This is a genomic window from Shewanella electrodiphila (genome assembly GCF_023283985.1).
GTDB classification, from domain to species: domain Bacteria; phylum Pseudomonadota; class Gammaproteobacteria; order Enterobacterales; family Shewanellaceae; genus Shewanella; species Shewanella electrodiphila.
In genome coordinates this window covers 197,865-224,794 of record NZ_JAKIKU010000002.1, presented here as the reverse complement: position 1 = coordinate 224,794, position 26,930 = coordinate 197,865, and the positions used below count along the sequence as shown (strand labels likewise).

Here is a 26,930-nt window from a genome sequence, read left to right as displayed (position 1 = left end):
AGTTACTTTGCCCTAGCATGATAAAAATGGCGCAAATTATAGCTTTTCCAAGGATAGTTGGCTAGGTAAAGCGTACCCTACATAAACAAAGTCTATCTAGGTTTATTTTTTTCCCTAAGTATCATGGTAATTTAATATAAATAAGATATTTTTAGCTCAAAAAAACAACTATAATCACTCTTAGGTTAGAGGATATTACTTCTGTTGGTAATTTAACACTTATAGAGGATATGACTCATTCGACTAATCTATGATACTTAAGTGAAATACAAAATTAAGACTATGACTATCTATACCTTAACCTTGCTGGGCTCCGACAATATTCAAAATAGAATATTAAGCCAATTTATTAAAGATAACCTTAACCAAGTAGTTCGTATCTCAAAATGTGAATTGCTTTTGGCTCAATCGTGCCCTGAAAACAGCTTGTTATTAATTGATGTCAATAACTTAGATGAAGACGAAACCCTTCACTGGCAAAATATTCTAGCCTCTAACACTGGCAACATTTCAACAATTCTGCTCAATACTGATGATTTCCATGACAAACAAAAAATCTTAAGATGGCCTAATTGCTGTGGCGTTTTTGCCAATAATACCCCTCTTAAAGAGTTTATTATTGGTATGGAAAAAATTCTCAATGGAGAATACTGGTTGCCACGTAGTGTCATGACAGAGCTTTTGCAACACTATAGAACTGACTTTAAACCATCCGCACAACCAACAACGGCACTCACATCTCGAGAGCTTGATGTATTGGCATTACTACCAACTTGCAAATCCAATATTGAAATAGCTGATATTCTTTTCGTAAGCGAACATACTGTGAAATCTCATTTATATAAAGTCTTTAAAAAAATTGATGTAAAAAATAGACTGCAAGCAATGAGTTGGGTCAAAGAGAACTTACAGTAAGCAAAGTTTTATTCTGCAAAGCCGCCAGGACTAATATATATATGTATTTCATCAGTATATATACCACCTAATTTATCTTCGGTCTCACCAATGACAATTTTCAGAGGTAGACGTTCACCTTGGCTTACCGTTGCTGAGTTAGCATAAAATTGATTTTCATTATGAGATAAATCTATCTCAATATTGTTCAATGTAAGCTGATAATCAATATCCCATTGGCTTTGTTGATTTTGATGTTTCAAGACGCCCTTATTCATAGATTCAAAAGATAAAGAATAGTCAGTCGTACTTTTGACAAATAAATTAGGTGAAGCATTGATGACTTTCCCTGTTGATAAATAACCAAGATCAAGATGATAGGTATTATCTGATACGCCATAAAAGCTCACTTGTGCAGCCTGTTCAATAGAAGCGGCAATCAACTGTTGCAGTTCATCGATCACCTGACCACCGTCAGGTAATTGATGAAGTTTGGCTTCCAATAATGCGTCATAGTTACCATATGTACCAAATTGATGACTTGGAAAGCGTAATTGAAATCTAAAGCGGTCACTTGCGGGTGACACTTTGCCAAACCATCGATTATTTTGGACGCCACTGTCTAATGACTGAGGAACTGGCTCAAAAAATAAACTTTCATTCTTTAAGGAAGTTAATTTAGTTGTTGAATCAAAAGTAGATGCCGAAAAATAAAACAGACATTCCTCCCCTTCTACGACATCTGAAAAAAGCACCTTGGCTTCATATTGTTGAGTTAACCCATATGCTTCTGAGGTAAAAACATCGTAATCATCATAACTTCCAGCTTGAAGGTCTAATGATTGAATCTTCGCAGTGCATGCTAAAACCGCGACCGGACAACATAGATATGAAAAACATACCAATAACAGATTAAAATTTTTAAATTGCTTAATCGACATAGAGTTTCCCTAAGCGCAATAACGCGCTGCTATCTTCATCAATAACCAGTTCGAAGTATCGTGGTGTAGGTGTATTTAATTTAATCTTATATGTGCCAGGCCTTACACCGGAAATAGCAAAACGACCCGTTCTATTCGTAAAAAATTGTAATGGTTCAAGATCATCACGCCCGACCAAAGCCGCTTTTCCTGCGACTAATGTAATCGGTTGCTGAGTTTCTTTATCAAGCAGTGTCCCCATCAAGGTAATTGCTGCCTCTGAACCAATTTGTAAGTTGTAACCTTGACCATTGCCTGGGTAGACAGGAAAAACACCCGCACCTAAATCATACCCTGCAGGTAAATCTTCAACCTCATAAGAGATAACTTGTTCACTGTATGCAGCAAGATCTGGGATAAGTATTGGGCCTAGCCCATCACTATATGCTCTAGCGCCCATTGAAGAAGGAGAAATTTCTGTTCGGTTATCTTCAATGCTTTTATGCTGCTTTATCACTGCAAAACTTTCTCTAACTGGGCGACCAAAAGCCAATTGACCGCCAGAGAACGCAATACCTGTAGCGAGCTTAGCTTGAGTAACATGATTATTGGTATCTTCTGAGAAATCGCTATAACGGCTGACATGTTGAGCCCTCAAGGTAAAGCGATTAGCATCGTAATCAATACCGACATCACCATCAATATCATTAGTTTCGGAGTGAGTGGCCCCAGCAAACATAGAAATTCCGCCACTGTTACCTACATTTTTACGGTAAGAATATTCTGAACTAATTTCTTTGTTATCGGTTTTATAGCTTGAAATAACCCTAGATTCACTACCAAATGGCCAACTCAAGGTCAGTAGCCCTGAGAATTCGCTACTATCGTCTAAAAACTCTTTGTGGGTAACTCGTGCACTCCAAGTCGCACCTGTATCAAAGATAGAACCAGATAATGAAGGACTCAAAGTCCAGTAGCGTTGAGCGTCATCATAAGCATGAACATAATTGCCAGTAAGTGAAACTTTTAAAAACGGGTTGAAAGTATAATTAATACGGCTGGACAAAAAATGTTGATTAGCGTTAATTGGGGCTTCTGGTGTAACCAGAATATCATTCCTCGCACCAATGAAATATTGCGAGTAATAATCGTAATAAATACTAAACTCAAAAGTACTGTCGGTACTCGCACTACCAATTAAGTCATACCCAACACTTGCTGCAAGCCCTTTACCTAACACATCCTGATAACTGTAGGTTGTTTTAATATCAAAAATGCCAATACCTGTAGCAAATAAACTCCTATGACCTAATTGGTAACTGTTATCCCCAACCTGAAAGTTACCACCTAATGTATAAGCAGGTGTTATGCCGTACTCTAATTCACCATTAATAAGGTATTTTTCTCGTTCATACTCTGGTTCAGCATCACTAATATTACTTTTTATACCGCCATTAAAATTATATTCAAACTCACCTTCTTTTAATAAATCCATCCCTGTAGCGATAGAAAAACTGATCCTTTCTTCTTTTCCTGATGCATCTGTAATGATGAGCTCTAAGTCACTGACTCCTTCAGCTAAAGGAATATCTTGTAAGTTGTAAGAACCTGCGCCCAAGGTTAATCGCCGTACCACAACACCATCAACCAGTAGATCTACAGTAGACGCACGTTGAAGGGTGAATTGTCTTGCTGCTGTCGGTCTAACATTTTTGGTTGGAATAAGAGAAAAATCCCTCGCAATCCCTATCCCAAGCATGTCGCCTCCATCTTGAAAAGTAGCACCACTGGAATAGAAATCTCCGATGGTCAGTCGGGTTCCTTGCTCAGGAAAATCATAATTAATTCGGGTTCCTTGCCTTGAATAGAGTCCTTTTTGATTTTGATAATCATTATAAATAGATTCATATTCTAATACTGCACGCTCATAATTGAAGCCAGCATCGAGTGTGTGACTATACTGCACACCCACATCATTCTCGGGAGTGTTATTCTCGAGTCTTGAAGCTCCAGCGGATAAATTAATATAGCCACTGAATAAGGAGGGCGTTAAAAATGAACGTTGTGTTGGTTTATCTCCAAAATCAATTTGCCCTACTTTTAAATCTTCAGAGTTTGCATCAAGCACTAACTCCAGCGAAGACATTTCAAAGCTCAACCCTATATTGAGCTTGGTAAACATAGCTTGGCTAATCATGCCATCTAGCTGTTGCTCAGACAGTGAACTCAGAACTTCATCCGATAAAGTTGCATTAAGCAATGTGATTGTTGCTTCTGCAGGCATTAAAATGAGCTGTTCTTTGGTTATAGTCACTTCAACTTCACCAATCACAGTATCATGCAACCTTAATAAACTCGTTAAGTTAATATCTCGACCTGTGGGGTTTATTATTTCAGAGCCCATAACTGATGTAGTTAATAAACAAAGCAACATGATTAAAATTGAGATAACGGATGACTTAAACATTCCTAATCTCTTTGTGAATTATTGATTTTGAGTTTAGTACCTTGAACCCATAATTTTTCATAGGGAATAGATACCTTTTTAATCATTTGAGGAGGAAAGAATATATCCCCTAACTGGCTAAAAGCGGCTTCATTTAGTAATGGAGTAGTCGAGCCATCTGAGCTTACTACTGCTAAATGGTATGGTTTTAAATAACTGTAACGCTGACCATTATTTTTCACATCAAAAGCTAGCTTGTGTTCTTGTTCATTGAACTCTATTGAACCTTCAACAACGGTTAAATCAGCTAACAAATCATTCGCACTCAAATGAACAACAGCATTGAAATGCACAAAAACCTTAACTCCACTTTGCGTATTTTCCTGAGAATTTTCCTCTGACATAGGCAGCGATAAACTCGGTTGACTAAAACGCACGAAATAACTTACTGACTGCTTCACAGCATGTGTCCCTATCCATTGAACTCTTACTGACTTTACTTCTCCTGGCTCTAATACTAATGCAGGGGGAAAAACCAATAATTCACTATCATTTTCTACAGCTAACAGCGAAAAGGAATTACCTGTTGAAGCAGGATCAAATACAATTTGGTTTAAATTTATTTCAACAGGAACCGTCTTATTTGAAGGGTTTCTAACAAAAATTTGTTGATATTGAGGCCTGGAGTCTGACTTTAACTCAAGTGTCAGTGGGGATATTTCTAATGCGAACGAGTGACTCGTCATAAACAGTAATATCACCAAGCATAAAAAAGTGATTGAGGTGGAAAACGTATTAAGGTTAATCATCTCATCACTCCGTTTAGGGTTCATTATTACTGCTCTTGTTTTATCTAGATCAATGACCTATTTTTGAAATGTTTGAGATTACAATTACTGTTGTAACCATTTAATTTTTACGCTGGCATTAGCCATATCAATTTTATCTATTTGACTGACTGTAAAAATTCGAGATGCATTAGGCATCACCATCTTGCCTACAACAAAGTTCTTAATATTGTCGCGATCTAACGTCACTGAATGGTTACCATCTGAAACGACCCACTCCATTTCAGTAATTTTTGCAAAGCGGTTACCACTATTGACAACTTCAATGTTCCAGGTATCTCCGTGAGATTGGAAAGACTTTGCGTTTAACTCAGCCTTTGAATCATCAGGGGTAACATTCAGCATCGTTTTAAAGTTAAATGCGATCCCAAGTTCAGACGCTGAAACATCTTCCATCGCAACTGTAACTTGGTTAATCTCGATAGAATAAGTTTGTGATTGCTCTATCACAGGCTCACCTAAGTAACGAACCATAATAGTTTGTGACTTTCCTGGCTGAATAACCGCTGTCATAGGTATAACGAGTAAATCATTATCTGCAGGAGATAAGGTGTTTTTACCAAACTCATCTTGAGTAACGAGCCATGGAATAAATTCTAATGAAACAGGAAATGAATCGGTATTATCAACACGAAGAGAATACTGTGATTGCTTTCCAACAGGTTTTATTTCAGCAGACATAGGCTGAACCTGATAAGCAAGCGCGTAAGGATTGATAAGAAAAAAAGAAGTAAAGAGAATGAATATACTGAGTGTTAACTGTTTATTTGATAACTTTTCCATAAGTTTTATTCCGTAATAATGCGGGAGATGTTCTCCCGCATAGGTTGTTAAAGTCTTAAATTGCTGAGATTTGAATTGTTAACTGATCATAATATGCACCAGCCCAAGCACCAGTACCTGTAGTTAGCGCACCAAAGTTAATCTCCAATGTTGCTGCTGCGCCATTTAATAGCTGTGCACCAGTAAAGTCACGAGATTGTGAAGCATCATTAGTACCGGTGTTACCACCTGTTGTTAAATCCAAGATTAGGTCACCAAAACCACCTACAGAAAGCGTCGCTACATAAGGGATAACGAGATCTTCTGAGTCAATTCCTTGTAATCCACCTTCAGCACTTGTAATCGTAACTGTCGCACCATCACGGTCATTACACACAAAAGAAAAGCCTGACATTGTAGTCGTTGACATATCGCTAAGTGATGTTTGGGTAGCACTCGCTTCACAGACTTCTTGAATGTTGCCGCTAAGGTTAACTTCTACTGCGCTTGCTGAACCTACAAATAAAGTTGCTACAGCAGCTGCTGCTAAAGTATACTTTTTCATGGTAAAACTCCTTTTTAATATTCAGATTGGTTTTTTGCTACACCGATTTGTTCTCACCAACAAATCGGTGGTTTTCTTCTCTTCATTAGAAGAATTCTTATATTCCGCTATTAACGAAATTCGGATATACATCAATATGCAATGTATCTTGATATTCACCTGCAAACTTCAATGGCTCAAATAAACTCACTTTGATCATTCCAGATGTATTAAATGGAATATCTGCTCCGGTGATAAATCTTTGTTCATCTATTAACTCTTTAGACTTTTGTTTCAATGAAAAATTTAAAGAGTCGATATTAAGTTCAACTTGGTATTCAGCCACTAAGCTTGTTTCAACTGAACCGTCTATTAACTCCAGTCCGCCATAATCAGAGCGCAATGCTATGAGCATAGGCAAGTTACATTCAATTGATAGATTCGCTGTATGAGATAGCTCCATGCTAAAATCAAAGGGAATTGAATCTACAATTCCAACGACACAACGTTCTTCAATTACACCGCTCATGCTTAAAGTTAAAGAGTCGTTAGCGTAAACATTAGTTAAAGATGTAAGTTGTGCGATCAAAAAACAGATTACCGCTTTAACACACCTTTCCATTTTTACCTCTAGCTTATAAGCAGTAGAAACATCACGTTTAACTCAACTAGAACTTAATAGTCCTTCAATTTGTCATTAACAAGCTTTGTAAATAACTTGTGAGAATTTTAATATAGAAAATCCAAGCTTAAGTCTGATTTAAGGTATGAAGTATTCAGCACACTTGTTGGCAAACTTTTCAGCAACATTCTTTTACTGCTAAAACTTTATTTCCAAAAGCAAAGAAAATTTATCTTTCAAAGTTTGAATGATTGTTCAGATTTTAGTTTTTCGCTCATCATTAAGGTAAAGTAACAAACATAAGACACTGATTATTACTATCTTATTCTGACCCCAACAATTAATGATGGTTTTATAAATTAAGAATAAGAGAAGGTAAATGCAAACTTAACTGTAAGTTTGACATGAGGATAATGAATGGAAGTATGACAACTTTTCGGTGAACGGACTGAAGTATGATCATACTTTGCCTATAAAGTATGATCATACTTTTCGCATTATTAAATGACATAAAATAAAAAAGCTAGCCCCTGTATAGAGACTAGCTTTGTTTCTGACGTTAATACGCTGGGTTTAACGCATATAATTAAGGCTGCTTAGCTGCTTGCTCAGCTAACTTTTGCTGTGTTTGTGCAAGCTCTATACGTGCATAGCGATGTTCAACAAAATCATAAATGTTAGTTGCTAGCGTTAATCGATAATAATCAATCGCTAACTCATAATCCTGTTGCTCGACTGCTTTTTTAGCTAAGTAAAAGTAAGTTTCGCATAAACGCTCAGAGTACTCTTTAGGCTGAGATAAGTTCTCTTTCGCTGCCTCAAAGACCTGTTCTTTAGTCAGTGTACCTAAGTAGTAATCCACTAATACCGTTGACCAGGCTTGTTCGTTCAATGCTTTTCTGTTTTCAACTAATGCGAGTTGTGCAGTTTCAGTGTTTCTAGGCGAGTCAACTAAGTAAAGCCACAGCGCACGGTAACCATCTGATGGCTCTTTGCGTAAAAAGTCTTGCATATCTTGCGCGGCTAATTCGTAACGCTCACCGTAATACAATGCAATACCACGATTCAAATACGCATAGTCGTATTCAGGTGATAATTCGAGTACCCCATCAAAAGACTCATATGCACTTTCAAATTCACCTTCTTGGGTATAATAAATCCCTAAGAAGTTATAAGCATCCGCTAAGTTAGGCTGAAGTTTAATCGCTTGATGAAAGTCTATTCGGGCAAGTAAACGCAAGCCTACACTATCGTAGATAACACCACGGTCATAATGGAAACGAGCTCGTTGCTCAGGGGTTAACTCCATTGTGCCTAAGATTTCATTTAGCTTAGCCAAGGTGACTTCTAATTTATAATCTGGGACATTCGGTGCAACCATCACCTTACCGCTAGTTGCGCTGTCAGCACTTCCAGATAAAGAAGCACAACCTGACAATAATAAACTGGCACCCACACATAATGCGACGACTGTGGTACGTAATTTCTGTTCCATTTAAATACCTTATCAGGTTCTATAATTTCTTTGCATCATATCAACCTATCTACATTAGGGCTATGCAGATGCTGATAAAATTTCATTTACTGAATTTACACTAGCTTCAATTAATATAAAGCGAGCGAAAGTTGCTGCAAAAGCGATTCAACTAGCATTTTGACAAGTGAAGTAACATTAAGTGCCAATCAGCATAAAAAATTACTCTATGTCACAAAACAAAAAAGAGACCCTAAGGTCTCTTTTTAAGTTGAACTGATGTCAGAAGTTATTCTGCAGCAGCTTCTTCTTTCGCGTTAGCTTCTTTGATAGAAAGTCTTACACGACCTTGACGGTCAACTTCCATCACTTTAACGTCGACGTCTTGATTCATTTCAAGATGGTCAGAAACGTTAGCAACACGCTCTTCACTGATTTGTGAAATATGCACTAAGCCATCTTTACCAGGTAAGATGTTAACAAACGCACCGAAATCAACGATACGGATAACTTTACCTTTATAGATACGGCCCACTTCAACTTCTGCAGTGATTTCTTCGATACGACGGATAGCTTCTTTCGTTGCTTCACCGTTTGAAGATGCAATCTTCACTGTACCATTGTCATCAAGCTCGATAGTTGTACCAGTTTCTTCGGTTAATGCACGGATAGTCGCACCACCTTTACCGATTACATCACGGATCTTCTCAGGATTAATCTTGATAGTCGTGATACGTGGAGCGTGGTCAGAGATATCTTCACGTGCGCCACCAATTGCTTGGTCCATAACGTTAAGAATATGAACACGTGCGCCGTATGCTTGCTGAAGCGCGATGTCCATGATCTCTTTAGTAATACCTTCAATCTTGATATCCATTTGAAGCGCTGTAATACCGTCACGAGTACCAGCAACTTTAAAGTCCATATCACCTAAGTGATCTTCATCACCTAAGATGTCAGAAAGAACAACGAAGTCGTCGCCTTCTTTAACTAGACCCATTGCAATACCTGCAACTGAAGTTTTAATTGGTACACCCGCATCCATTAATGCTAATGAAGTACCACAAACAGAAGCCATAGAGCTTGAACCGTTTGATTCAGTAATTTCAGATACTACACGAACACTGTATGGGAATTCTTCTGCAGAAGGCATAACAGCGTTAATACCACGCCAAGCTAACTTACCGTGACCAATTTCACGACGCTTAGGTGATCCAACCATGCCTGTTTCACCAACAGAGTATGGAGGGAAGTTATAATGAAGCATAAAGCGGTTAGTACGTTCACCCATGATGCTATCAATCTTTTGTGCATCACGTTCAGTACCTAAAGTACAAGTTACTAGTGCTTGAGTTTCACCACGTGTAAATAATGAACTACCGTGAGTACGTGGAAGTACGCCAGCTAGTACATTCAATGCACGGATCATGTCAGGCTCACGACCATCGATACGTGGCTTACCACTGATGATGCGACCACGAACAACTTTCTTCTCAAGGCTGCCAAGTAAACCATCAACTTCGCGAGCATCAACATCTGGGTTATTAGTCATTAGTGCTTCTTTAGCAGCTGCTTTAACAGCGCCAACTTGAGCATAACGATCTTGCTTAACTTCGATTTGGTAAGCTGCAGTCATGCCTTCTTCAGCTAGCTCTTTAATTTGAGCAACTAAGTCAGCATCTTGAACAGGTGCAGTCCAATCCCAAGCTGGTTTACCCGCTTCAGCTTTAAACTCAGCAATGGCTTGAACGACAACTTGTTGTTGATCGTGACCATAAGTCACAGCGCCTAGCATGATTTCTTCAGCTAAAGATTTAGCTTCTGATTCAACCATAAGAACAGCTGAATCAGTACCAGCAACAACTAAGTCAAGGTCACTTTCAGCAACTTGATCAACTGTTGGGTTTAATAAGTACTCACCATCAATGTAACCAACGCGTGCTGCGCCGATAGGGCCATTGAAAGGTAGACCTGAGATAGATAGCGCTGCTGATGTACCAATCATAGCAACCATGTCAGGCTCAATTTGAGGATCAACAGAAACGACTGTGATGATCACTTGAACTTCGTTTTTAAAACCATTCGGAAATAAAGGACGAATTGGACGGTCGATTAGACGAGCAATAAGCGTTTCGTCTTCATTTGGACGACCTTCACGCTTGAAGAAACCACCAGGGATTTTACCTGCTGCATAGGTTTTTTCTTGGTAGTTTACTGTTAATGGGAAAAAGTCACGGCTAGGATCAGCTACTTTTTTACCAACGACTGTAACTAATACAGTTGTGTCGCCCATGCTCGCTAAAACTGCAGCGTCTGCTTGACGTGCAATAACACCTGTTTCTAAGGTGACGGTATGTTGACCATACTCAAAACTCTTTACTATTGGATTCACTTGACCCATTCCTTAATTATTGACCTTTAAATTACGCGCATAAGTATACTGCAATTTTTTACAATAGTTAAAGCGCATCGCAATATACCGCTAAAAAATAATTAAAATTAATCTTCTATCAGCCGATAAAACAGCTAATCACTCAATGAATAGATAACCTAACAAGATTCCACTGTTTGAAACACCATTTTTGTTTGAACAAAAATAGCCTATTGATATAAGTTGTAACAGCTATAATTAATGACTTTTAATGTTATTTTGTCTACAGTTAGTTGTTGTTGTCCCTAAATAAAAATAACACATTAAATGAGTTCAACATGTTAAATGCACCAGTTACCCATAAAAGCTGTGATTATTTAATAAAAACAAATGGAATCGTTTGAATGACGCAAAGGTTTAAGTCACTGACATGGAAGCAAACAAACTTAGTTGTATTTACTGCTTTGTTTTTTGCGATTGCCATTTTTGTCGTCGAAATTGCATTAGTTGTTGTCACGACTAAGCAGCAACTTACCGCTTCGCAAGAAGAGTTACTCAACTCAGTAGAACAAACTGCCTCTAATGCTGTCTGGGCGTTAGACGATAAACAAACCGAACAAACACTCGAAGGTATTATCAAGATTGATAATATTAGCTCAGCTGTGATTACCCTTGATGACGGCAGTTTATTTGTCACCGCTAGCAATAAGCCTAAGTTGTTCTCAGAAAACTATGACAACTTAAGCCATTTCCTGTTCAATGATTTAAACGAAATATCACGTCCTTTATATAGACCATTCTATTTCGAAGGGAACAAAAAACAGCAGCTTATTGGTACGTTAACCATCTTTTACGATACACAAGAGATGACTAACAACCTGTTTAATCAACTTCAATTAGGCTTTATTGCTACTCTCGCTCGCGCCTTATTGCTGACGTTGGTACTGACCATTGTATTCCATCGGTTCTTGACTCAACCGATTGCAAGGATCAGTGAAGCCATAGATAAAATTGATCCTGATTTACCTGATGAAAACTTATTACCTATGTCTGCAGCCCATAAAGATGATGAGCTAGGGCTAGTAACATCGAAGTTTAACCAAATTTTATTACAGTTTAGCCAAACACAAAATAAACTTAGAAAGATGGCAACCAGAGACCCGTTAACCAGCTTACCTAACCGTACCTTGTTACTGGAAACTCTCAATGTCACGATTCAGCGTGCTAGAGTTCACAAAAGACATTTCGCATTATTGTTCATTGATTTAGATCGCTTTAAAAACGTCAATGACTCATTAGGTCATGCGATTGGTGATCAGTTTCTTGCCCGCGTTGCCCGCATATTAGAAACTGTTGTCGGCGATAGAGGCAGTGTTGCCAGGTTAGGCGGTGATGAATTTGTCATTGTGGCTGATGATATTGAAACCCCAGATCAAGCTGCTGACTTTGTCGATAAGCTTCTACTACAACTCAATACCCCAGTGCAACTCAATGAACATGCGATACACCCTGCGGCTTCGATTGGTATTTCAATCTATCCTGAAGATGGCCCGGGCGCAGAAGATTTAATTAGACACGCTGATATTGCCATGTATAGCGCTAAAGCGGCTGGTTCAAACCAATGGGCCTTCTTTAAACAACAGATGACAGAAAATGCCGCTGTTAGGTTAAAGACCGAAGCATCACTTCATGACGCGCTAAAACACAATGAATTCTTGCTCTATTTTCAACCTAAATTAGATTTAAGAACCAATCGAGTCATTGGCTGTGAAGCGCTTATCCGCTGGCAAAAAAATGGTGAGCTTATATCACCAATGTCATTCATCCCCATTGCCGAAGAAACTGGGATTATTATCCCTATCGGAAGATGGGTGATTGAGCAAAGCTGTAAAGTTATCCGCGAGTGGGAAAAGAAATACAACTACGCTATCCCAATAGCGGTGAACGTCGCTTCACAACAATTTGCTGATGCCAGCTTGGTTTCTGACATCAAGCAATTAGCTTTACGCTACCAAATACGCCCTGAGCTACTTGAGATAGAGATAACAGAAACATCTTTGATGAATGATGTAGATCAGGCAATTGCTAAGCTTGAGCAGCTAAAGAGCGCAGGATTCGGTATTGCCGTGGATGATTTTGGTACCGGTTATTCATCCTTGTCTTATCTTAGACATTTACCAATCACAACCATGAAAATTGATCGTGGTTTTGTTTCCGACTTACCCCATGATGCAGCAATAGCATCAACCATCTTAATGTTAGGCCAGCAGCTCAATTTAGATATTGTTGCTGAAGGTATTGAAAACGAAGAACAGCTTGAATGGTTACAACAACATAACTGTCAAATCGGCCAAGGATTCTTTTTCAGTAAGCCTTTGCCGCTGGAAGAGTTTGAATCTAAATACCTAACAGAAATGCCGATACAGCAACTCGAGCAAGTTTAAGCACTTTCACGTTAAACATTTCGGTAAATTATACCTAATAAAAAAGGAGGCATAAGCCTCCTTTTTCACGGTTTGAATTTGAGTATGTTAACCATGCCCAAATTAAACGTCGATATTAACGACGTAAACCTAACTTCTGGATAAGAGCAGTATAACGAGCTACGTCTTTACGCTTTAAGTAAGCAGTAAGTTTACGACGTGCGCTAACCATACGTAATAGACCACGACGTGAATGGTGATCATGGATGTGCTCTTTGAAGTGACCTTGTAGATGGTTAATCTGCGCAGTCAATAAAGCTACTTGTACTTCAGTAGAACCAGTGTCGTTTTCGCCACGGCTATATTCAGCTACGATAGCAGCTTTTTGTTCATTACTTAGTGACATATTTATCTCCAGAAAAAATTAAATTAACTCTAGCCAATCACTAACTCAGCCAGAGGGGGCGACATTCTAACTATATTCAGACACTATCGCAATAAAAAACACAGAACAGTTAATAAAAGCTGTTAACTAATCTGCGCTATGATCAACAACCAAACGTTTAGGCGCTAATAAACCATCATCATTCATGGTGCCGATGCCGATAAACTGACGGTCTTCACCAGATGTCATCCGCACTAATACATCAGGTTCTAACCCTGATGCTTGTACAGGCTGACCTTGCATAATGTATTGCACACTTTCCTCAGGTAAATTAACCTCAGGGAAGTTCGCAACCGCTGTATCCATTGGCAGTAACAGCTCATCAAGTACGGTAAAAGTAGACTCATCTTCTTTATCCGTTCCTTCAGCAAGCTCTGTTAACTGCTCAATCGTAACCATTTTGGCATAAGGATATTCAGCGACTTGGGTACGTCTTAACATGGTGACATGCGCACCACATCCAAGCATTTCACCTAAATCATCAATAATTGTTCGAATATAAGTGCCTTTAGAGCAATGAATATCAAGAGTTAAATCATCACCTTCAAGGCTCACAAATAACAATTCAAAAACCGTTATAGGTCGAGCTTCACGCGGAACTTCTATCCCTTCACGCGCATATTTATATAAAGGCTGACCTTGATGTTTCAAAGCTGAAAACATTGAAGGTACTTGCATGGTATCACCACGAAAATGCTCTAATGATTCATCTAATAGTGCTTGAGTAAACTTAACCGGACGGATCTGGACCACTTCACCATCTGAGTCACTGGTATCAGTTCTTTCACCTAACTTAGCAGTTACCAAGTAACGCTTGTCAGCATCGAGCAGATGCTGTGAGAACTTTGTCGCTTCACCTAAGCAAACTGGCAGCATGCCAGTAGCTAAAGGATCAAGCGCACCTGTATGACCCGCTTTATTAGCGTTATAAAGACGTTTGACGCGTTGCAAAGCATGGTTAGAACTGATGCCAGTACCTTTATCTAACAGTACAATGCCATTAATAAAACGACCTTTGCGACGACGAGCCATTAATCTTTATCCTCAGGTTTTTCTTCAGATGCGTCAGCATCGTCAGTTCCAAACTCTTCATGTCTTGCTTTGTCTTGCTTAGCTTTGTCTTGTGTAATCACTTGGCTAACTAAGTTAGACATGCGCATCCCTTCAACAAGCGAGCTGTCATAGACGAAACGAAGCTCAGGCATAACACGCAATTTCATGCGACTAGCAACCAAGGTTCTTACATATGGTGCCGCAGCCGTAAGCGCTTCAATTTTTTGATCGACTAATTCTTGATCTTCTTCGAAAAAAGTAACAAATACTTTCGCAAAGCTTAAATCACGAGAAACATCAACATCGTTAACGGTAACAAAACCGATACGTGGATCTTTCATGTCACGCTGTAAAATCATGGCTAACTCTTGTTGGAGTTGCTGTGCAATACGGCGAGTACGACTAAATTCTTTTGCCATAACATTAATACCTTATAGCTTTGTATAAATAAAAAAGGCGGCTAACGCCGCCCTTTCTGTGTTACAGCGTTCTGGCCACTTCGACCGTCTCGAAGACCTCAATCTGATCGCCAACTTTGACGTCATTGTAGTTCTTCACACCGATACCACATTCCATGCCGTTACGAACATCGCTAACGTCATCTTTAAAGCGACGTAGCGACTCAAGCTCACCTTCGTAGATTACTACGTTTTCACGTAGAACACGGATAGGAGCACTACGTTTGATGGTACCTTCGGTAACCATACAACCCGCAATAGCACCAATCTTAGGCGACTTAAATACATCACGTACTTCAGCAAGACCAATGATTTGTTGCTTGAATTCAGGAGCAAGCATGCCCGTCATTGCCGCTTTAACTTCATCAATCAAGTCGTAAATTACGCTGTAGTAGCGTAAATCAACACTTTCAGCTTCGATGGTCTTACGCGCTTGTGCATCAGCACGAACGTTGAAACCAACCATGATTGCATTTGAAGCAGCTGCTAATGTCGCATCTGTTTCAGTTAATGCACCAACGCCACGAGCAATAATGCTAACTTTAACTTCGTCAGTAGACAGTTTAGTTAATGAATCACAAATTGCTTCAAGTGAACCTTGAACGTCTGCTTTAAGTACAATGTTAAGCTCTTGTACTTCGCCTTCAGTCATGTTGGCAAACATGTTTTCAAGCTTAGATTTCTGCTGACGTGCTAGTTTAACATCACGGAATTTACCTTGACGGTAAAGTGCAACTTCACGCGCTTTACGCTCATCACGTACAACAGTCGCTTCATCACCCGCTGATGGCACACCAGAAAGACCTAAAATCTCAACTGGAATTGAAGGACCGGCTTCAGTGATGCTCTTACCATTCTCATCTTTCATTGCACGGATTTTACCGTACTCAAGACCACATAGAACGATATCACCTTGGCGTAAAGTACCTTCTTGAACAAGAACTGTAGCAACTGGGCCACGACCTTTGTCCAATTTAGATTCAATAACAACACCTGCTGCCATACCTTCACGAACAGCTTGAAGCTCTAATACTTCAGCTTGTAAAAGAATGCCTTCAAGTAACTCATCGATACCAGTACCCGCTTTAGCTGAAACGTTAACGAACATATGTTCGCCGCCCCAATCTTCAGACATAACACCGTGTTGAGCTAGTTCACTCTTAACACGTTCTGGATCAGCTTCTGGCTTATCCATTTTGTTAACGGCAATGATTAACGGTACGTTACCGGCTTTAGCATGTTGAATTGCTTCAATCGTTTGTGGCATAGCGCCATCATCCGCAGCAACAACCAATACGACGATATCTGTCGCTTTAGCACCACGAGCACGCATTGACGTAAACGCCGCGTGACCAGGAGTATCTAAGAAGGTGATCATGCCATTGTCGGTTTCAACATGGTATGCACCAATGTGCTGGGTAATACCACCGGCTTCACCGTCAGCAACTTTTGCACGACGAATATAATCAAGTAATGATGTTTTACCGTGGTCAACGTGACCCATGATAGTTACTACAGGAGCACGAGTCTCTAGTACAACATCATCTTCATCACGATCGCCCAGTACTTGATGCTCTAATTCGTTTTCACGAAGTAGTACCACTTTATGGCCCATTTCTTCTGCAATCATTTGCGCAGTTTCTTGGTCCAAGATTTGGTTGATCGTTACCATTGAGCCCATCTTCATCATTTGCTTGATGATTTCAGTGGCTTTAATTGACATACGTGATGCCAATTCTGCAACAGAAACGGTCTCACCGATACGGATCTCGCCTTTTACTACAGCAACAGGCTTGTTGAAACCATGTGCCATTGATTCAGGAGCAGTACTCTTGTTACGCGCATGGTTGCTACGGTTATCACGACCGCCTTTACCACCACGTTTCTTGTTGTTGCTCTTGTTACGAGCACGACGTCCACGCTTCTCATCAGCAGCATCTGAAGTATCTTCAGCTGCACGAGCCGCTTTCGAAGTAGTGATATGGTGGTCACTATTTTTCTCAGCTTCAATACGTTGACGTTCTTCTTCAGCCCAACGCTTAGAGTTTTCTTCAGCAAGCTTACGAGCAGTTTCTGCAGCTTGCGCCGCTTCTTCTTTCTGCTTTTTAGTCATTGCTTCTTCTTGCGCGGCTTTAATGCGTTCAGCTTCAGCTTTTACTGCTGCAGACTCTGGGTCTTCAGCTTTAGCTGGTTTAGCTTCAGATTTGGCTTTAGCTTCAGCTTCTTTTTTAGCTTTCGCTTCAGCGTCTGCTTTAGCCTTAGCTTCTGCTTTCGCTTTATCTTCAACAGCTTTCGCTTCTGCAGCAGCTTTTGCTGCAGCTTCAGCTTCTTGTTGTTGCTTAGCTTGTTCTTCAGCTTCTGCAGCTAGCTCACTATCATCACGTTTAACAAAAGTACGTTTTTTACGTACTTCTACTTTAACGTCTTTAGATTGTCCGCCACCTGCATTTACACTTAAAGTAGAAACGGTTTTGCGTTGCAGAGTCATTTTTTGAGGCTCTTTATCGCCGCCGTGCTGCTTCTTTAAATGGTCTAGCAAAGTTTGTTTCTCTGTTTCAGAAACATTGTCAGCTTTACTTTTCTTAATTCCTGCTTCGGCAAACTGTTCAATCAGTCTGTCTACATTCTTGCCCACTTCCGCGGCCAATTTATCTATACTTGTATCTGCCATCAATTAAATCCCCCTGTTGATCGACTTATGCTTCTTCGCCAAACCAACAGATATTACGGGCAGCCATGATGAGCTCACCTGCTTTTTCTTCTGTCAATTCTTCAATATCGATTAAATCGTCAATTCCTTGTTCTGCTAAGTCTTCTAAGGTCGACACACCTTTACTTGCAAGAACATATGCTAAATGCTTTTCTAAACCATCTAACGCTAATAGATCAGCAGCCGGTTCAGCACCATCTAGTGCTTCTTCCGTTGCTAATGCTCGAGTCGAAATAGCTGCTTTTGCACGTTCACGCAATGCAGCAACAATATCTTCATCAAAACCGTTAACTTCTAACAGTTCTGCTTCTGGTACATAGGCAATTTCTTCTAAAGAGGTGAAACCTTCTTCAGCAAGAACCGTTGCAAAATCTTCGTCAACATCTAAAGTTTCAACGAATAAGTTTACAATTTTAGCGCTTTCAGCTTGATGCTTAGCATTAAGCTCTTCCACTGTCATGACGTTAAGTTCCCAACCCGTTAACTGAGTTGCTAAACGAACGTTTTGACCATTACGGCCAATAGCTTGCGCTAAACTGTCAGCTTCAACAGCAATATCCATTGAGTGGTTGTCTTCATCAACAATGATAGAAGCAACGTCAGCAGGAGCCATTGCATTGATAACGTACTGTGCTGGATTATCATCCCACATTACGATATCGACACGCTCACCGCTTAATTCGTTAGATACAGCTTGTACACGTGCGCCACGCATACCAACACAAGCACCAATTGGATCGATACGCTTATCATTAGTTTTCACTGCGATTTTAGCGCGAGCACCTGGGTCACGAGCAGCGCCCATGATTTCAATCATCTCATCTAAAATTTCAGGTACTTCAACTCTGAATAATTCGATGATCATTTCAGGCTTGCTGCGAGTTAAGAATAACTGTGCACCACGTGCTTCTGGACGTACTGCATATAGCAATGCACGAACACGATCACCTGGACGGAAAGATTCGCGGCTGATGATGTCTTCTTTGTAAATAACGCCATCAGCATTATTACCTAAATCAACAACGACACTTTCACGGGTGCTTTTCTTAACAACACCAGTAACAATTTCGCCTTCACGTTCAATGAACTGTTCAACGATTTGTGCACGTTCAGCTTCACGTACTTTTTGTACGATAACTTGCTTAGCTGTTTGCGTTGTAATACGGTCGAAAACAACTGAGTCAATTTCATCTTCGATGAATTCGCCAGGTTGAATTTCTGGTTCTTCGTAACGTGCAGCTTCTAACGTAATTTCGCTATATGGGTTTTCTAAAGCTTCACCTTGGTCATCGACAACCATCCAACGACGGAAAGTGTCGTAGTGGCCAGTTTTACGATCGATAGCTACGCGAACTTCAATTTCGCCTTCATACTTTTTCTTAGTTGCTGTGGCTAGAGCAATTTCTAGCGCTTCGAATATTTTTTCGCGTGGGACGGCTTTTTCATTTGATACCGCCTCTGCGACTAGCAGAATCTCTTTATTCATTATGTCTTGCCTCGTTCACCTTGAAACTATCAAAACTTCGCAATAACGTTGCCTTTACGCACATTATCTAAAGCCACAATCAAATCTTCACCATCTACATTAATCGTTAGCATTTGCCCTTCGATTGATGTGATAGCACCTTTTAAATTACGACTACCTGCAACAGGCATCGTTAACTGTACTTTTGCATCTTCGCCGATATACGCGGCGTATTGCGCAGCCGTAAATAGTGGTCTATCTACACCTGGCGATGAAACTTCTAGTGTGTATTCTGTCGAGATTGGGTCTTCAACATCTAGAACAGCACTAACTTGGCGGCTGGCTTCAGCACAATCTTCAATATTGATACCACTTTCACCATCAATAAATACACGTAATATTGAATGACGCCCTGCATGGACAAACTCAATACCCCAAAGTTGAAAACCTAGCGCTTCAACAGGTACTGTCAGCATTTCTGTCAGTTTAGTTTCTAATGTTGCCAAAAATGACCCCCAAAAACGAAAAAAAGGGCAAATAGCCCTCGAAAAGTCCGTAAAATCACGGAGTTACTAAGCTCCATATAACAGAAAACCCCGTAATAACGAGGTCTTAAATATAGAACCTTTTAATTGCCTTTACATTGCACTACTGCAAATAAGTAAAAACAATAAGCTGGTTGCGGGGGCCGGATTTGAACCGACGACCTTCGGGTTATGAGCCCGACGAGCTACCAAACTGCTCCACCCCGCGACAACTTGCGCAATTATATTAACTTACGTCTTTGCTTGCAATATTTAATCAAATTAACTTCAAAATGATTAATAAAATTTAGTGGTGCGGATGGTGGGACTTGAACCCACACGACCTAAGTCACCAACCCCTCAAGCTGGCGCGTCTACCAATTCCGCCACATCCGCTTACTACTAAATTTTTGCAGTCGTTATCATATTTAATTGAGGAAATTAAGATAACTCAATGACTGCGGTCTTACTTTATTTGCTTCTTTTAAGAGGCAAATTAATCAGGGATTTCAGTCTCTGATGTTTCGGCCTGTGTAGGAGCTTCTTCAACTTGCTCTACCGCAGAACCTAAATCGTTCCAAGCATCATCTTTTTTAGAATTGTTTGCGCTTAAGTTACCTAAAGTAAGGCTTAAAGCGAAAAAAGCAATAGCTAAAACAGCTGTGCTTCGGGTCAGGAAATTACCTGCACCGTCTGAACCGAATAGCGTCCCTGATGCACCAGCACCAAAAGAAGACCCCATATCAGCTCCTTTACCTTGTTGAATTAAAATTAGTCCTACAAGACCAATTGCTACAACCAAGTAAACTACAATTAAAACTTCATACATAATATTAAGCGCTCATCGCAATGGAACATAAACTTAAAAACTCGCTAGAATTTAAGCTAGCTCCGCCAATCAATCCACCATCGACATCTGGTTGGGCAAATATATCTGCAGCATTTGATGGAGTCACACTACCACCATATAAAATGCGAATATTTTCTCCAATAAATGGAGACACTTCAGAGAGTCTATTACGAATAAACGCATGAACTTCTTGCGCTTGCTCTGGAGTTGCACTTTTACCAGTACCTACAGCCCATAAAGGCTCGTAAGCGATAATGGCATTATCAAAAGCCATGGTGCCATTCTTTTCGATAACAATGTCTAACTCTTCTGCAATCACTTCAAAAGTTCGTCTTGCTTCACGAGCTGGACCTGATTCTCCAACACAAAGAATCGGCGTTAAACCATGTTTTTGTGCTGCAGCAAATTTCTCTGCAACGATATTACTTGTTTCGCCGTACATACGACGACGCTCGGAATGGCCGATAATCACATATCGACATCCTGAATCTTTTAGCATTTTACCGGAAATTTCACCAGTATAGGCACCGAAGTCGTGTTGACTCAGGTTCTGTGCGCCCATTCTTACAAGCGCACCATCTAAGGTTTGCTTATTTGCTTCAAGCAGTTGTCTAACACTTTCAAGATAAATTGAAGGTGGACATAAAACTACTTCTGCAGAATCATTTTGGAGCTTAGTAGCAAACTTGGTGAATAATTCTTGCGCTAAAGGCGCACTACCATTCATTTTCCAGTTGCCAGCTACCATAGGACGTCTAAGTGCCATTACTGTCTCCTTTGAAAGCGGCGTGAATAATAACGAACCGCCAAACAAGTTACAATAGCTAAGTCAGGAATATTTGTCATAACATGACAGAATGTTGCTTTTTTACGCGCTGACTTTAGATATTAATAAATAACCAAATAATAAATAAAAACTGCTGTCGATTGTATATTCAACTTTGCTGCAAGCCTACCTTTTTAACCACATCTACAATTTGATTTGCATAGGATGTGACAAGGTCAATATCTTGGCCTTCAACCATGACCAGAATGAGTGGTTCAGTTCCTGATTTTCTTAATAAAACTCGGCCAGTTTTACCGAGCTTAGTTTCGACATCATGTTTTATTGATAACACAATTTCTGATTGAAGTGGATTTGAATCACCTTCAAAACGGACATTGACTAATACTTGCGGTAACATTTTTAATGGCGAAACTAATTCAGCGATAGAAGCTTGTTGATTTTGCATCGCAGCCAGCATCAAAATGCCTGCCACAATCCCATCACCTGTTGTGCCGTGATCAAGGTTTAATATATGACCTGAATTTTCTCCGCCTATGCGCCAATCATATTGTCGCATTAACTCCATCACGTATCGGTCACCAACGTTAGAACGAACAAAAGGCACATTAAGTTCTGCCAAAGCTAATTCTAAGCCAAGATTTGACATCAAAGTGCCAACTACGCCGCCTTTGAGTTCATTGTTTTTTATGGCATCACATGCAAGTACATAGAGAATTTGATCTCCGTCAATCACATTGCCTAAATGATCAACCATCATGATCCTGTCGCCATCACCATCTAATGCAATACCCACATCAGCCTGATGTTTTAGCACTTCATCGCAAATAGCCTGCATTGAAGTCGCGCCAACATTGTCATTAATGTTCAAGCCATTAGGTTGAACACCTATGCATATTACTTCAGCACCGAGTTCTTGAAAGACACTCGGCGCAATATGATAGGTCGCGCCATGAGCACAATCGACCACCAACTTAAGGCCATTAAGGGTTAATTCAGCAGGGAAGTGCCCCTTACAGTATTCAATGTAACGTCCAGCAGCGTCATCTATTCGAGCAGCTTTACCTAATAGGTGGGATTCAACACAAACTAGCGGCTTAGTGAGTTCTTTTTCGATTTCAAGTTCGAGTTCATCATCAAGTTTACTGCCATTAGCAGAAAAGAATTTAATACCATTATCAAAATATGGGTTATGAGAAGCACTAATGACTATGCCTGCTTCAGCTCTAAAAGTGCGAGTCAAGTAAGCGATAGCCGGTGTCGGCATTGGGCCAACCAATAGCACATTAAGTCCTGCCGCAGACAATCCCGCTTCTAGTGCCGATTCAAATAAGTAACCAGAAATACGAGTATCTTTACCAATAATGACTTTCTGGGTACCACTGCGTGAAAGCACCCTGCCCGCAGCCCAACCTAGTTTTAAAGCAAGCTCTGGCGTCATCACTCCAGCGCCTACTTCCCCCCGAATACCATCGGTGCCAAACAGGTTTCTTTGTTGCTGTCCTTTATCTCGCTGCTCTTTATCTTGCTGCTCTTTATTTTGTTGGTTATGGTCCTGCATTAGTACCTCACATTAAGTGAATCAACACTAATTTAACCTATTTAAATCGACAACGCTTAAACCGAAACTTTACTGATGTAAACTGGCCATGGTCGCTGACATAACCTTAAGTACGTCAACGGTTTCTTTTACGTCATGTACACGTAAGATCTGTGCACCTTGCTGGGCTGCAATCATTGCCCCAGCCAAACTCCCAGCTAAACGTTCATTAGTATCGCGTTGCAGTAAATCGCCAATCATGCTTTTTCTTGATAAGCCAATTAATACTGGTAAATGTAAACTGTGAAGCTCAGGCAGTTTCGCTAGCAGCTGATAATTGTGTTCAAGTGTTTTACCAAAACCAAAGCCAGGATCTAAAATTATATTTTCTCTCGGCATACCTGCGGCAAGGCAATAATCCACTCGTAAGGATAAAAACTCTGTGACTTGTTGCATCACGTCCTCATATTGAGGCGCATCTTGCATGTTTTGTGGTTGGCCTTGCATATGCATTAAACACACTGGGACATCTAAACTTGTTGCCATGGCTACTGCACCTGGCTCTTGTAATGCACGTACATCATTAATTAAGTGTGCACCCGCAGCAACTGCTTTTTCCATCACTTCAGGTTTACTGGTATCGATTGAAATCCAAACATCATGCTGTTTAGCCGTGTATTCAATCACAGGGATAACGCGAGATAACTCTTCCTCAACAGATACAGCTTCTGCACCCGGTCTTGTTGACTCACCACCGATATCAACAATCAATGCGCCTTCTGAAACCACTTTATCAATCTGAGCGCAAGCTTGCTCTACGGTGGCGTGCTGGCCCCCATCAGAGAAAGAATCAGGAGTCACATTGATAATGGCCATAACCACTGGGCTAGTTAGCGATAAGGTTTTATCACCAGATTTAATTTCAAACACACAACCTCACTCAAATATTTTCAATACTGACTCTTCATAGAGCGCTATCTCAAATAATACGGCTCTACAAAAATTACACACTAATAAGTCTCTTTATAGAAATATGACTTATATATGACACTAGTTCAACAAATATAAAAAAACCCCTTTCGGGGCTTTTTAAAACTTCAAATCAGCAACTTACTTTGCAGGCGATTCGTCAGTTTTCGGTTCCGTATCTGGCTTTTCAGCAGATGGCTCTTCAGTCGTTTCTTCAGTTGAAGTCGCTTCAGGCGTTACCGGAGTACCTTTGTCTTGATCGTCCATAGAGTCATCAGCTTGCCAATCAGCAGGTTGACGCACTTCACGGCGATTCATTAGATCATCAATTTGCTCTGAATCAATGGTCTCATACTTCATCAATGCATCTTTCATTGAATGAAGAATATCCATGTTATCAGTCAAATATTGATTTGCACGTTCATAGTTACTGTCAATTAACTGTTTAACTTCTTGATCGATTAGACCAGCAGTTTCATCAGACATATTCTTAGACTTCGCCATGCTACGGCCTAAGAATACTTCGCCTTCATCTTCAGCATATAAAACAGGACCTAATTTCTCAGAGAAGCCCCACTGAGTTACCATGTTACGTGCAATTGACGTCGCATACTTAATATCTTGCGATGCTCCAGTAGAGACTTTCTCGCCGCCGTAAATTAACTCTTCAGCTAAACGTCCGCCATAGGCTACTGAAATTTGGCTTTCAAGTTTCCGTCGGCTTTGGCTAATTGCATCTGCTTCAGGTAAGAAGAATGTCACACCTAAGGCGCGGCCACGTGGAATGATTGTCACTTTATGCACAGGGTCGTGCTCTGGCACTAAACAACCCACAATCGCATGACCTGCTTCATGGTAAGCAGTCATTTCTTTTTCTTCTTCAGACATCACCATAGTGCGGCGCTCAGCACCCATCATGATTTTGTCTTTAGCACTTTCAAACTCTTCCATACCGACTACGCGGCGGTTACCACGAGCAGCAAATAACGCAGCTTCGTTAACTAAGTTAGCTAAGTCAGCACCAGAGAAACCTGGCGTGCCACGCGCAATAACGCTAGCTTTAACGCCATCACCTAATGGTACTTTGCGCATGTGAACTTTAAGGATTTGCTCACGACCACGAACGTCTGGTAAGCCTACGACTACTTGACGGTCAAAACGACCTGGACGAAGTAATGCAGCATCTAACACGTCTGGTCTGTTTGTCGCAGCAATGACAATAACGCCTTCATTACCTTCAAAACCGTCCATTTCAACCAACATTTGGTTCAATGTTTGCTCACGTTCATCGTGACCACCACCAACACCAGCGCCACGTTGGCGACCTACAGCATCGATTTCATCAATGAAGATGATACAAGGTGCAGACTTTTTAGCTTGTTCAAACATGTCACGTACACGAGATGCACCGACACCAACAAACATTTCAACAAAGTCAGAACCAGAAATAGTAAAGAACGGTACTTTTGCTTCACCCGCGATTGCTTTTGCAATCAGAGTTTTACCAGTACCTGGTGGACCCACTAGCAGCACACCAGTAGGAATACGGCCACCCAGTTTTTGGAATCGAGTTGGTTCTTTTAAGTAATCAACTAATTCTTTAACATCTTCTTTCGCTTCGTCACAACCAGCAACATCAGCAAAGGTGGTTTTAATTTGGTCTTCGCTCATCAATTTGGCTTTACTCTTACCAAATGACATTGCGCCTTTACCGCCACCACCTTGCATTTGACGCATGAAGAAAATCCATACACCAATCAGCAGTAACATTGGGAACCAAGAGATAAATATCTGGGTTAAGAAGCTAGACTCTTCAGCTTCCTGCCCTTTCATTGAAATCCCTTTACGATCAAGATCATTAATTAAATCTTGGTCATACATTGGCATAATAGTGGTGAACTTCTCTCCAGAACGTTTGATTCCTTCAATAGTTCGCTGGTCACTTTTGATTTCAACCGAATTGATATTGCCATTTCGGACGCTATCTAAGAATACGGAATAGTCCATCTTCGACGATGACGAAGAAGAGGGGGAGTAACCCTGAAAAACTGACATCAGCACAACGGCGATGACAACCCAGAGAATTAAATTTTTTGCCATGTCACTCAAATTTCTAGACCTCTTGAAGACCCACGATAATTAATCGTTAGACTACTATAACTTGTAACCAGTCGCCACTATATACACTTCACGTGAACGTGGTCGCGATGAATCTGGTTTTCGTGTTTTAACTGTAGTGAAAGCTTGTCGAACTGCTTTCATATATTCGTCAAAGCCCTCCCCCTGAAAGACTTTAACCGCAAAGCTACCATTAGGTGCCAAAACTTGATGACACATATCTAGTGCTAACTCTACAAGATACATCGCCCTTGGTTGATCCACACCATCTGAACCACTCATATTAGGCGCCATATCAGAAAGTACAACATCCACTTTATCCTCACCTACACGGTCAAGTAAAGCATCTAGCACTTTCTCTTCACGGAAATCACCTTGTAAAAAGTCAACTCCCACGATCGGATCCATTGGTAAAATATCACAAGCTACCAATTTGCCTTTTTCACCCACTAACTTAACAGCGATTTGTGACCAGCCACCCGGCGCGGCACCTAAATCAACCACTGTCATGCCTTGTTTAATCAGTTTATCTTTCTGTTGGATTTCTTCCAACTTAAATGCAGCACGAGAGCGTAAACCTCGCTTTTGAGACAATTTCACATAGTGATCGTCAAAATGCTCTTGCATCCATCGGCTTGAACTTGCCGAACGTTTTTTCGTTGCCATTTAAATTCCGTAACGATTTGGAGTTACATAAAGCTTATATAAGG

At 40.3% G+C, this 26,930-nt stretch carries 22 protein-coding genes and 2 tRNA genes; 2 read left to right on the top strand and 22 right to left on the bottom strand.

Annotated elements, in window-relative coordinates; genetic code table 11:
* Nucleotides 1-261 precede the first annotated feature (261 nt).
* A complete protein-coding gene (locus L2737_RS22430; protein ID WP_102526908.1) occupies nucleotides 262-915 on the top strand; it encodes a LuxR C-terminal-related transcriptional regulator in 654 nt (217 codons plus the stop codon).
* 8 nt (nucleotides 916-923) lie between these two features.
* Here L2737_RS22430 and L2737_RS04540 read toward each other — a convergent pair whose 3' ends face one another.
* The 8 genes from L2737_RS04540 to pnp all read right to left on the bottom strand — a co-directional run bounded on the left by L2737_RS04540 (nucleotide 924) and on the right by pnp (nucleotide 10,902).
* Nucleotides 924-1,835 (bottom strand): hypothetical protein, encoded by a 912-nt coding sequence (locus tag L2737_RS04540; protein WP_229368953.1) that lies wholly within the window; start codon nucleotides 1,833-1,835, stop codon nucleotides 924-926.
* On the bottom strand, nucleotides 1,825-4,281 hold the full coding sequence (locus L2737_RS04535) for a fimbria/pilus outer membrane usher protein (RefSeq protein ID WP_248954925.1): 2,457 nt from the start codon (nucleotides 4,279-4,281) through the stop codon (nucleotides 1,825-1,827). Before L2737_RS04535 ends, L2737_RS04540 begins: the two co-directional genes overlap by 11 nt.
* A gap of 2 nt (nucleotides 4,282-4,283) precedes the next feature.
* The gene (locus L2737_RS04530; protein WP_248954924.1) at nucleotides 4,284-5,093 is read right to left on the bottom strand and encodes a fimbrial biogenesis chaperone; all 810 of its coding nucleotides are present in this window, start codon (nucleotides 5,091-5,093) and stop codon (nucleotides 4,284-4,286) included.
* A gap of 60 nt (nucleotides 5,094-5,153) precedes the next feature.
* Complete coding sequence (locus L2737_RS04525) at nucleotides 5,154-5,891, bottom strand: fimbrial biogenesis chaperone (RefSeq protein ID WP_248954923.1); 738 nt, start codon at nucleotides 5,889-5,891, stop codon at nucleotides 5,154-5,156.
* 55 nt (nucleotides 5,892-5,946) lie between these two features.
* On the bottom strand, nucleotides 5,947-6,435 hold the full coding sequence (locus L2737_RS04520; RefSeq protein WP_102526903.1) for a hypothetical protein: 489 nt from the start codon (nucleotides 6,433-6,435) through the stop codon (nucleotides 5,947-5,949).
* A gap of 97 nt (nucleotides 6,436-6,532) precedes the next feature.
* Nucleotides 6,533-7,036, bottom strand: coding sequence for a hypothetical protein (locus tag L2737_RS04515; RefSeq protein WP_248954922.1), 504 nt, complete (start codon nucleotides 7,034-7,036; stop codon nucleotides 6,533-6,535).
* Between the two features lie 586 nt (nucleotides 7,037-7,622).
* Nucleotides 7,623-8,531: a lipoprotein NlpI gene (gene nlpI / locus L2737_RS04510; protein WP_102526901.1), complete on the bottom strand. Its 909-nt coding sequence runs from the start codon at nucleotides 8,529-8,531 to the stop codon at nucleotides 7,623-7,625.
* A 268-nt stretch (nucleotides 8,532-8,799) separates the two neighbouring features.
* Nucleotides 8,800-10,902, bottom strand: coding sequence for a polyribonucleotide nucleotidyltransferase (gene pnp, locus L2737_RS04505; RefSeq protein WP_102526968.1), 2,103 nt, complete (start codon nucleotides 10,900-10,902; stop codon nucleotides 8,800-8,802).
* A gap of 383 nt (nucleotides 10,903-11,285) precedes the next feature.
* Here pnp and L2737_RS04500 point away from each other — a divergent pair, with 383 nt between their 5' ends.
* The gene (locus L2737_RS04500) at nucleotides 11,286-13,325 is read left to right on the top strand and encodes a putative bifunctional diguanylate cyclase/phosphodiesterase (RefSeq protein WP_248954921.1); all 2,040 of its coding nucleotides are present in this window, start codon (nucleotides 11,286-11,288) and stop codon (nucleotides 13,323-13,325) included.
* 115 nt (nucleotides 13,326-13,440) lie between these two features.
* Here the strand turns inward: L2737_RS04500 and rpsO are convergent, their stop codons facing one another.
* The 14 genes from rpsO to rlmE form a co-directional block, all read right to left on the bottom strand.
* Entirely contained in the window at nucleotides 13,441-13,710 is a 270-nt protein-coding gene (gene rpsO, locus L2737_RS04495; RefSeq protein ID WP_055023715.1) for a 30S ribosomal protein S15, read from the bottom strand.
* Between the two features lie 126 nt (nucleotides 13,711-13,836).
* Complete coding sequence (truB, locus tag L2737_RS04490) at nucleotides 13,837-14,781, bottom strand: tRNA pseudouridine(55) synthase TruB (RefSeq protein WP_248954919.1); 945 nt, start codon at nucleotides 14,779-14,781, stop codon at nucleotides 13,837-13,839.
* On the bottom strand, nucleotides 14,781-15,221 hold the full coding sequence (rbfA, locus tag L2737_RS04485) for a 30S ribosome-binding factor RbfA (RefSeq protein ID WP_102526898.1): 441 nt from the start codon (nucleotides 15,219-15,221) through the stop codon (nucleotides 14,781-14,783). Before rbfA ends, truB begins: the two co-directional genes overlap by 1 nt.
* Nucleotides 15,222-15,282: 61 nt before the next feature.
* Nucleotides 15,283-17,931: a translation initiation factor IF-2 gene (gene infB / locus L2737_RS04480; RefSeq protein WP_102526897.1), complete on the bottom strand. Its 2,649-nt coding sequence runs from the start codon at nucleotides 17,929-17,931 to the stop codon at nucleotides 15,283-15,285.
* Nucleotides 17,932-17,956: 25 nt separating this feature from the next.
* Nucleotides 17,957-19,456, bottom strand: a complete 1,500-nt coding sequence (gene nusA, locus L2737_RS04475; protein WP_102526896.1) for a transcription termination factor NusA — start codon at nucleotides 19,454-19,456, stop codon at nucleotides 17,957-17,959.
* 29 nt (nucleotides 19,457-19,485) lie between these two features.
* Nucleotides 19,486-19,941, bottom strand: coding sequence for a ribosome maturation factor RimP (rimP, locus tag L2737_RS04470; RefSeq protein WP_102526895.1), 456 nt, complete (start codon nucleotides 19,939-19,941; stop codon nucleotides 19,486-19,488).
* A 170-nt stretch (nucleotides 19,942-20,111) separates the two neighbouring features.
* Nucleotides 20,112-20,188 (bottom strand) — tRNA-Met (locus L2737_RS04465).
* An 82-nt stretch (nucleotides 20,189-20,270) separates the two neighbouring features.
* Nucleotides 20,271-20,355 (bottom strand) — tRNA-Leu (locus L2737_RS04460).
* Nucleotides 20,356-20,455: 100 nt separating this feature from the next.
* Nucleotides 20,456-20,788, bottom strand: a complete 333-nt coding sequence (secG, locus tag L2737_RS04455; protein WP_248954918.1) for a preprotein translocase subunit SecG — start codon at nucleotides 20,786-20,788, stop codon at nucleotides 20,456-20,458.
* 4 nt (nucleotides 20,789-20,792) lie between these two features.
* Entirely contained in the window at nucleotides 20,793-21,575 is a 783-nt protein-coding gene (gene tpiA, locus L2737_RS04450; RefSeq protein ID WP_102526893.1) for a triose-phosphate isomerase, read from the bottom strand.
* A gap of 169 nt (nucleotides 21,576-21,744) precedes the next feature.
* Nucleotides 21,745-23,154, bottom strand: coding sequence for a phosphoglucosamine mutase (gene glmM / locus L2737_RS04445; RefSeq protein WP_283108254.1), 1,410 nt, complete (start codon nucleotides 23,152-23,154; stop codon nucleotides 21,745-21,747).
* Nucleotides 23,155-23,223: 69 nt separating this feature from the next.
* Nucleotides 23,224-24,063 (bottom strand): dihydropteroate synthase, encoded by an 840-nt coding sequence (gene folP / locus L2737_RS04440; protein ID WP_102526891.1) that lies wholly within the window; start codon nucleotides 24,061-24,063, stop codon nucleotides 23,224-23,226.
* A gap of 180 nt (nucleotides 24,064-24,243) precedes the next feature.
* Complete coding sequence (gene ftsH, locus L2737_RS04435; protein ID WP_248954917.1) at nucleotides 24,244-26,202, bottom strand: ATP-dependent zinc metalloprotease FtsH; 1,959 nt, start codon at nucleotides 26,200-26,202, stop codon at nucleotides 24,244-24,246.
* 54 nt (nucleotides 26,203-26,256) lie between these two features.
* On the bottom strand, nucleotides 26,257-26,886 hold the full coding sequence (gene rlmE / locus L2737_RS04430) for a 23S rRNA (uridine(2552)-2'-O)-methyltransferase RlmE (RefSeq protein ID WP_102526889.1): 630 nt from the start codon (nucleotides 26,884-26,886) through the stop codon (nucleotides 26,257-26,259).
* Nucleotides 26,887-26,930: the final 44 nt, after the last annotated feature.

What these genes read in the sequence shown, in the direction of transcription:
- L2737_RS04540 (WP_229368953.1), bottom strand. Translation starts at nt 1,835, where the DNA reads ATGTCGATTAAGCAATTTAAAAATTTTAATCTGTTATTGGTATGTTTT.
- L2737_RS04535 (WP_248954925.1), bottom strand. Translation starts at nt 4,281, where the DNA reads ATGTTTAAGTCATCCGTTATCTCAATTTTAATCATGTTGCTTTGTTTA.
- L2737_RS04530 (WP_248954924.1), bottom strand. Translation starts at nt 5,093, where the DNA reads ATGAACCCTAAACGGAGTGATGAGATGATTAACCTTAATACGTTTTCC.
- L2737_RS04525 (WP_248954923.1), bottom strand. Translation starts at nt 5,891, where the DNA reads ATGGAAAAGTTATCAAATAAACAGTTAACACTCAGTATATTCATTCTC.
- L2737_RS04520 (WP_102526903.1), bottom strand. Translation starts at nt 6,435, where the DNA reads ATGAAAAAGTATACTTTAGCAGCAGCTGCTGTAGCAACTTTATTTGTA.
- L2737_RS04515 (WP_248954922.1), bottom strand. Translation starts at nt 7,036, where the DNA reads ATGGAAAGGTGTGTTAAAGCGGTAATCTGTTTTTTGATCGCACAACTT.
- nlpI (WP_102526901.1), bottom strand. Translation starts at nt 8,531, where the DNA reads ATGGAACAGAAATTACGTACCACAGTCGTCGCATTATGTGTGGGTGCC.
- L2737_RS04500 (WP_248954921.1), top strand. Translation starts at nt 11,286, where the DNA reads ATGACGCAAAGGTTTAAGTCACTGACATGGAAGCAAACAAACTTAGTT.
- rpsO (WP_055023715.1), bottom strand. Translation starts at nt 13,710, where the DNA reads ATGTCACTAAGTAATGAACAAAAAGCTGCTATCGTAGCTGAATATAGC.
- truB (WP_248954919.1), bottom strand. Translation starts at nt 14,781, where the DNA reads ATGGCTCGTCGTCGCAAAGGTCGTTTTATTAATGGCATTGTACTGTTA.
- rbfA (WP_102526898.1), bottom strand. Translation starts at nt 15,221, where the DNA reads ATGGCAAAAGAATTTAGTCGTACTCGCCGTATTGCACAGCAACTCCAA.
- infB (WP_102526897.1), bottom strand. Translation starts at nt 17,931, where the DNA reads ATGGCAGATACAAGTATAGATAAATTGGCCGCGGAAGTGGGCAAGAAT.
- nusA (WP_102526896.1), bottom strand. Translation starts at nt 19,456, where the DNA reads ATGAATAAAGAGATTCTGCTAGTCGCAGAGGCGGTATCAAATGAAAAA.
- secG (WP_248954918.1), bottom strand. Translation starts at nt 20,788, where the DNA reads ATGTATGAAGTTTTAATTGTAGTTTACTTGGTTGTAGCAATTGGTCTT.
- tpiA (WP_102526893.1), bottom strand. Translation starts at nt 21,575, where the DNA reads ATGGCACTTAGACGTCCTATGGTAGCTGGCAACTGGAAAATGAATGGT.
- glmM (WP_283108254.1), bottom strand. Translation starts at nt 23,154, where the DNA reads ATGCAGGACCATAACCAACAAAATAAAGAGCAGCAAGATAAAGAGCAG.
- ftsH (WP_248954917.1), bottom strand. Translation starts at nt 26,202, where the DNA reads ATGGCAAAAAATTTAATTCTCTGGGTTGTCATCGCCGTTGTGCTGATG.
- rlmE (WP_102526889.1), bottom strand. Translation starts at nt 26,886, where the DNA reads ATGGCAACGAAAAAACGTTCGGCAAGTTCAAGCCGATGGATGCAAGAG.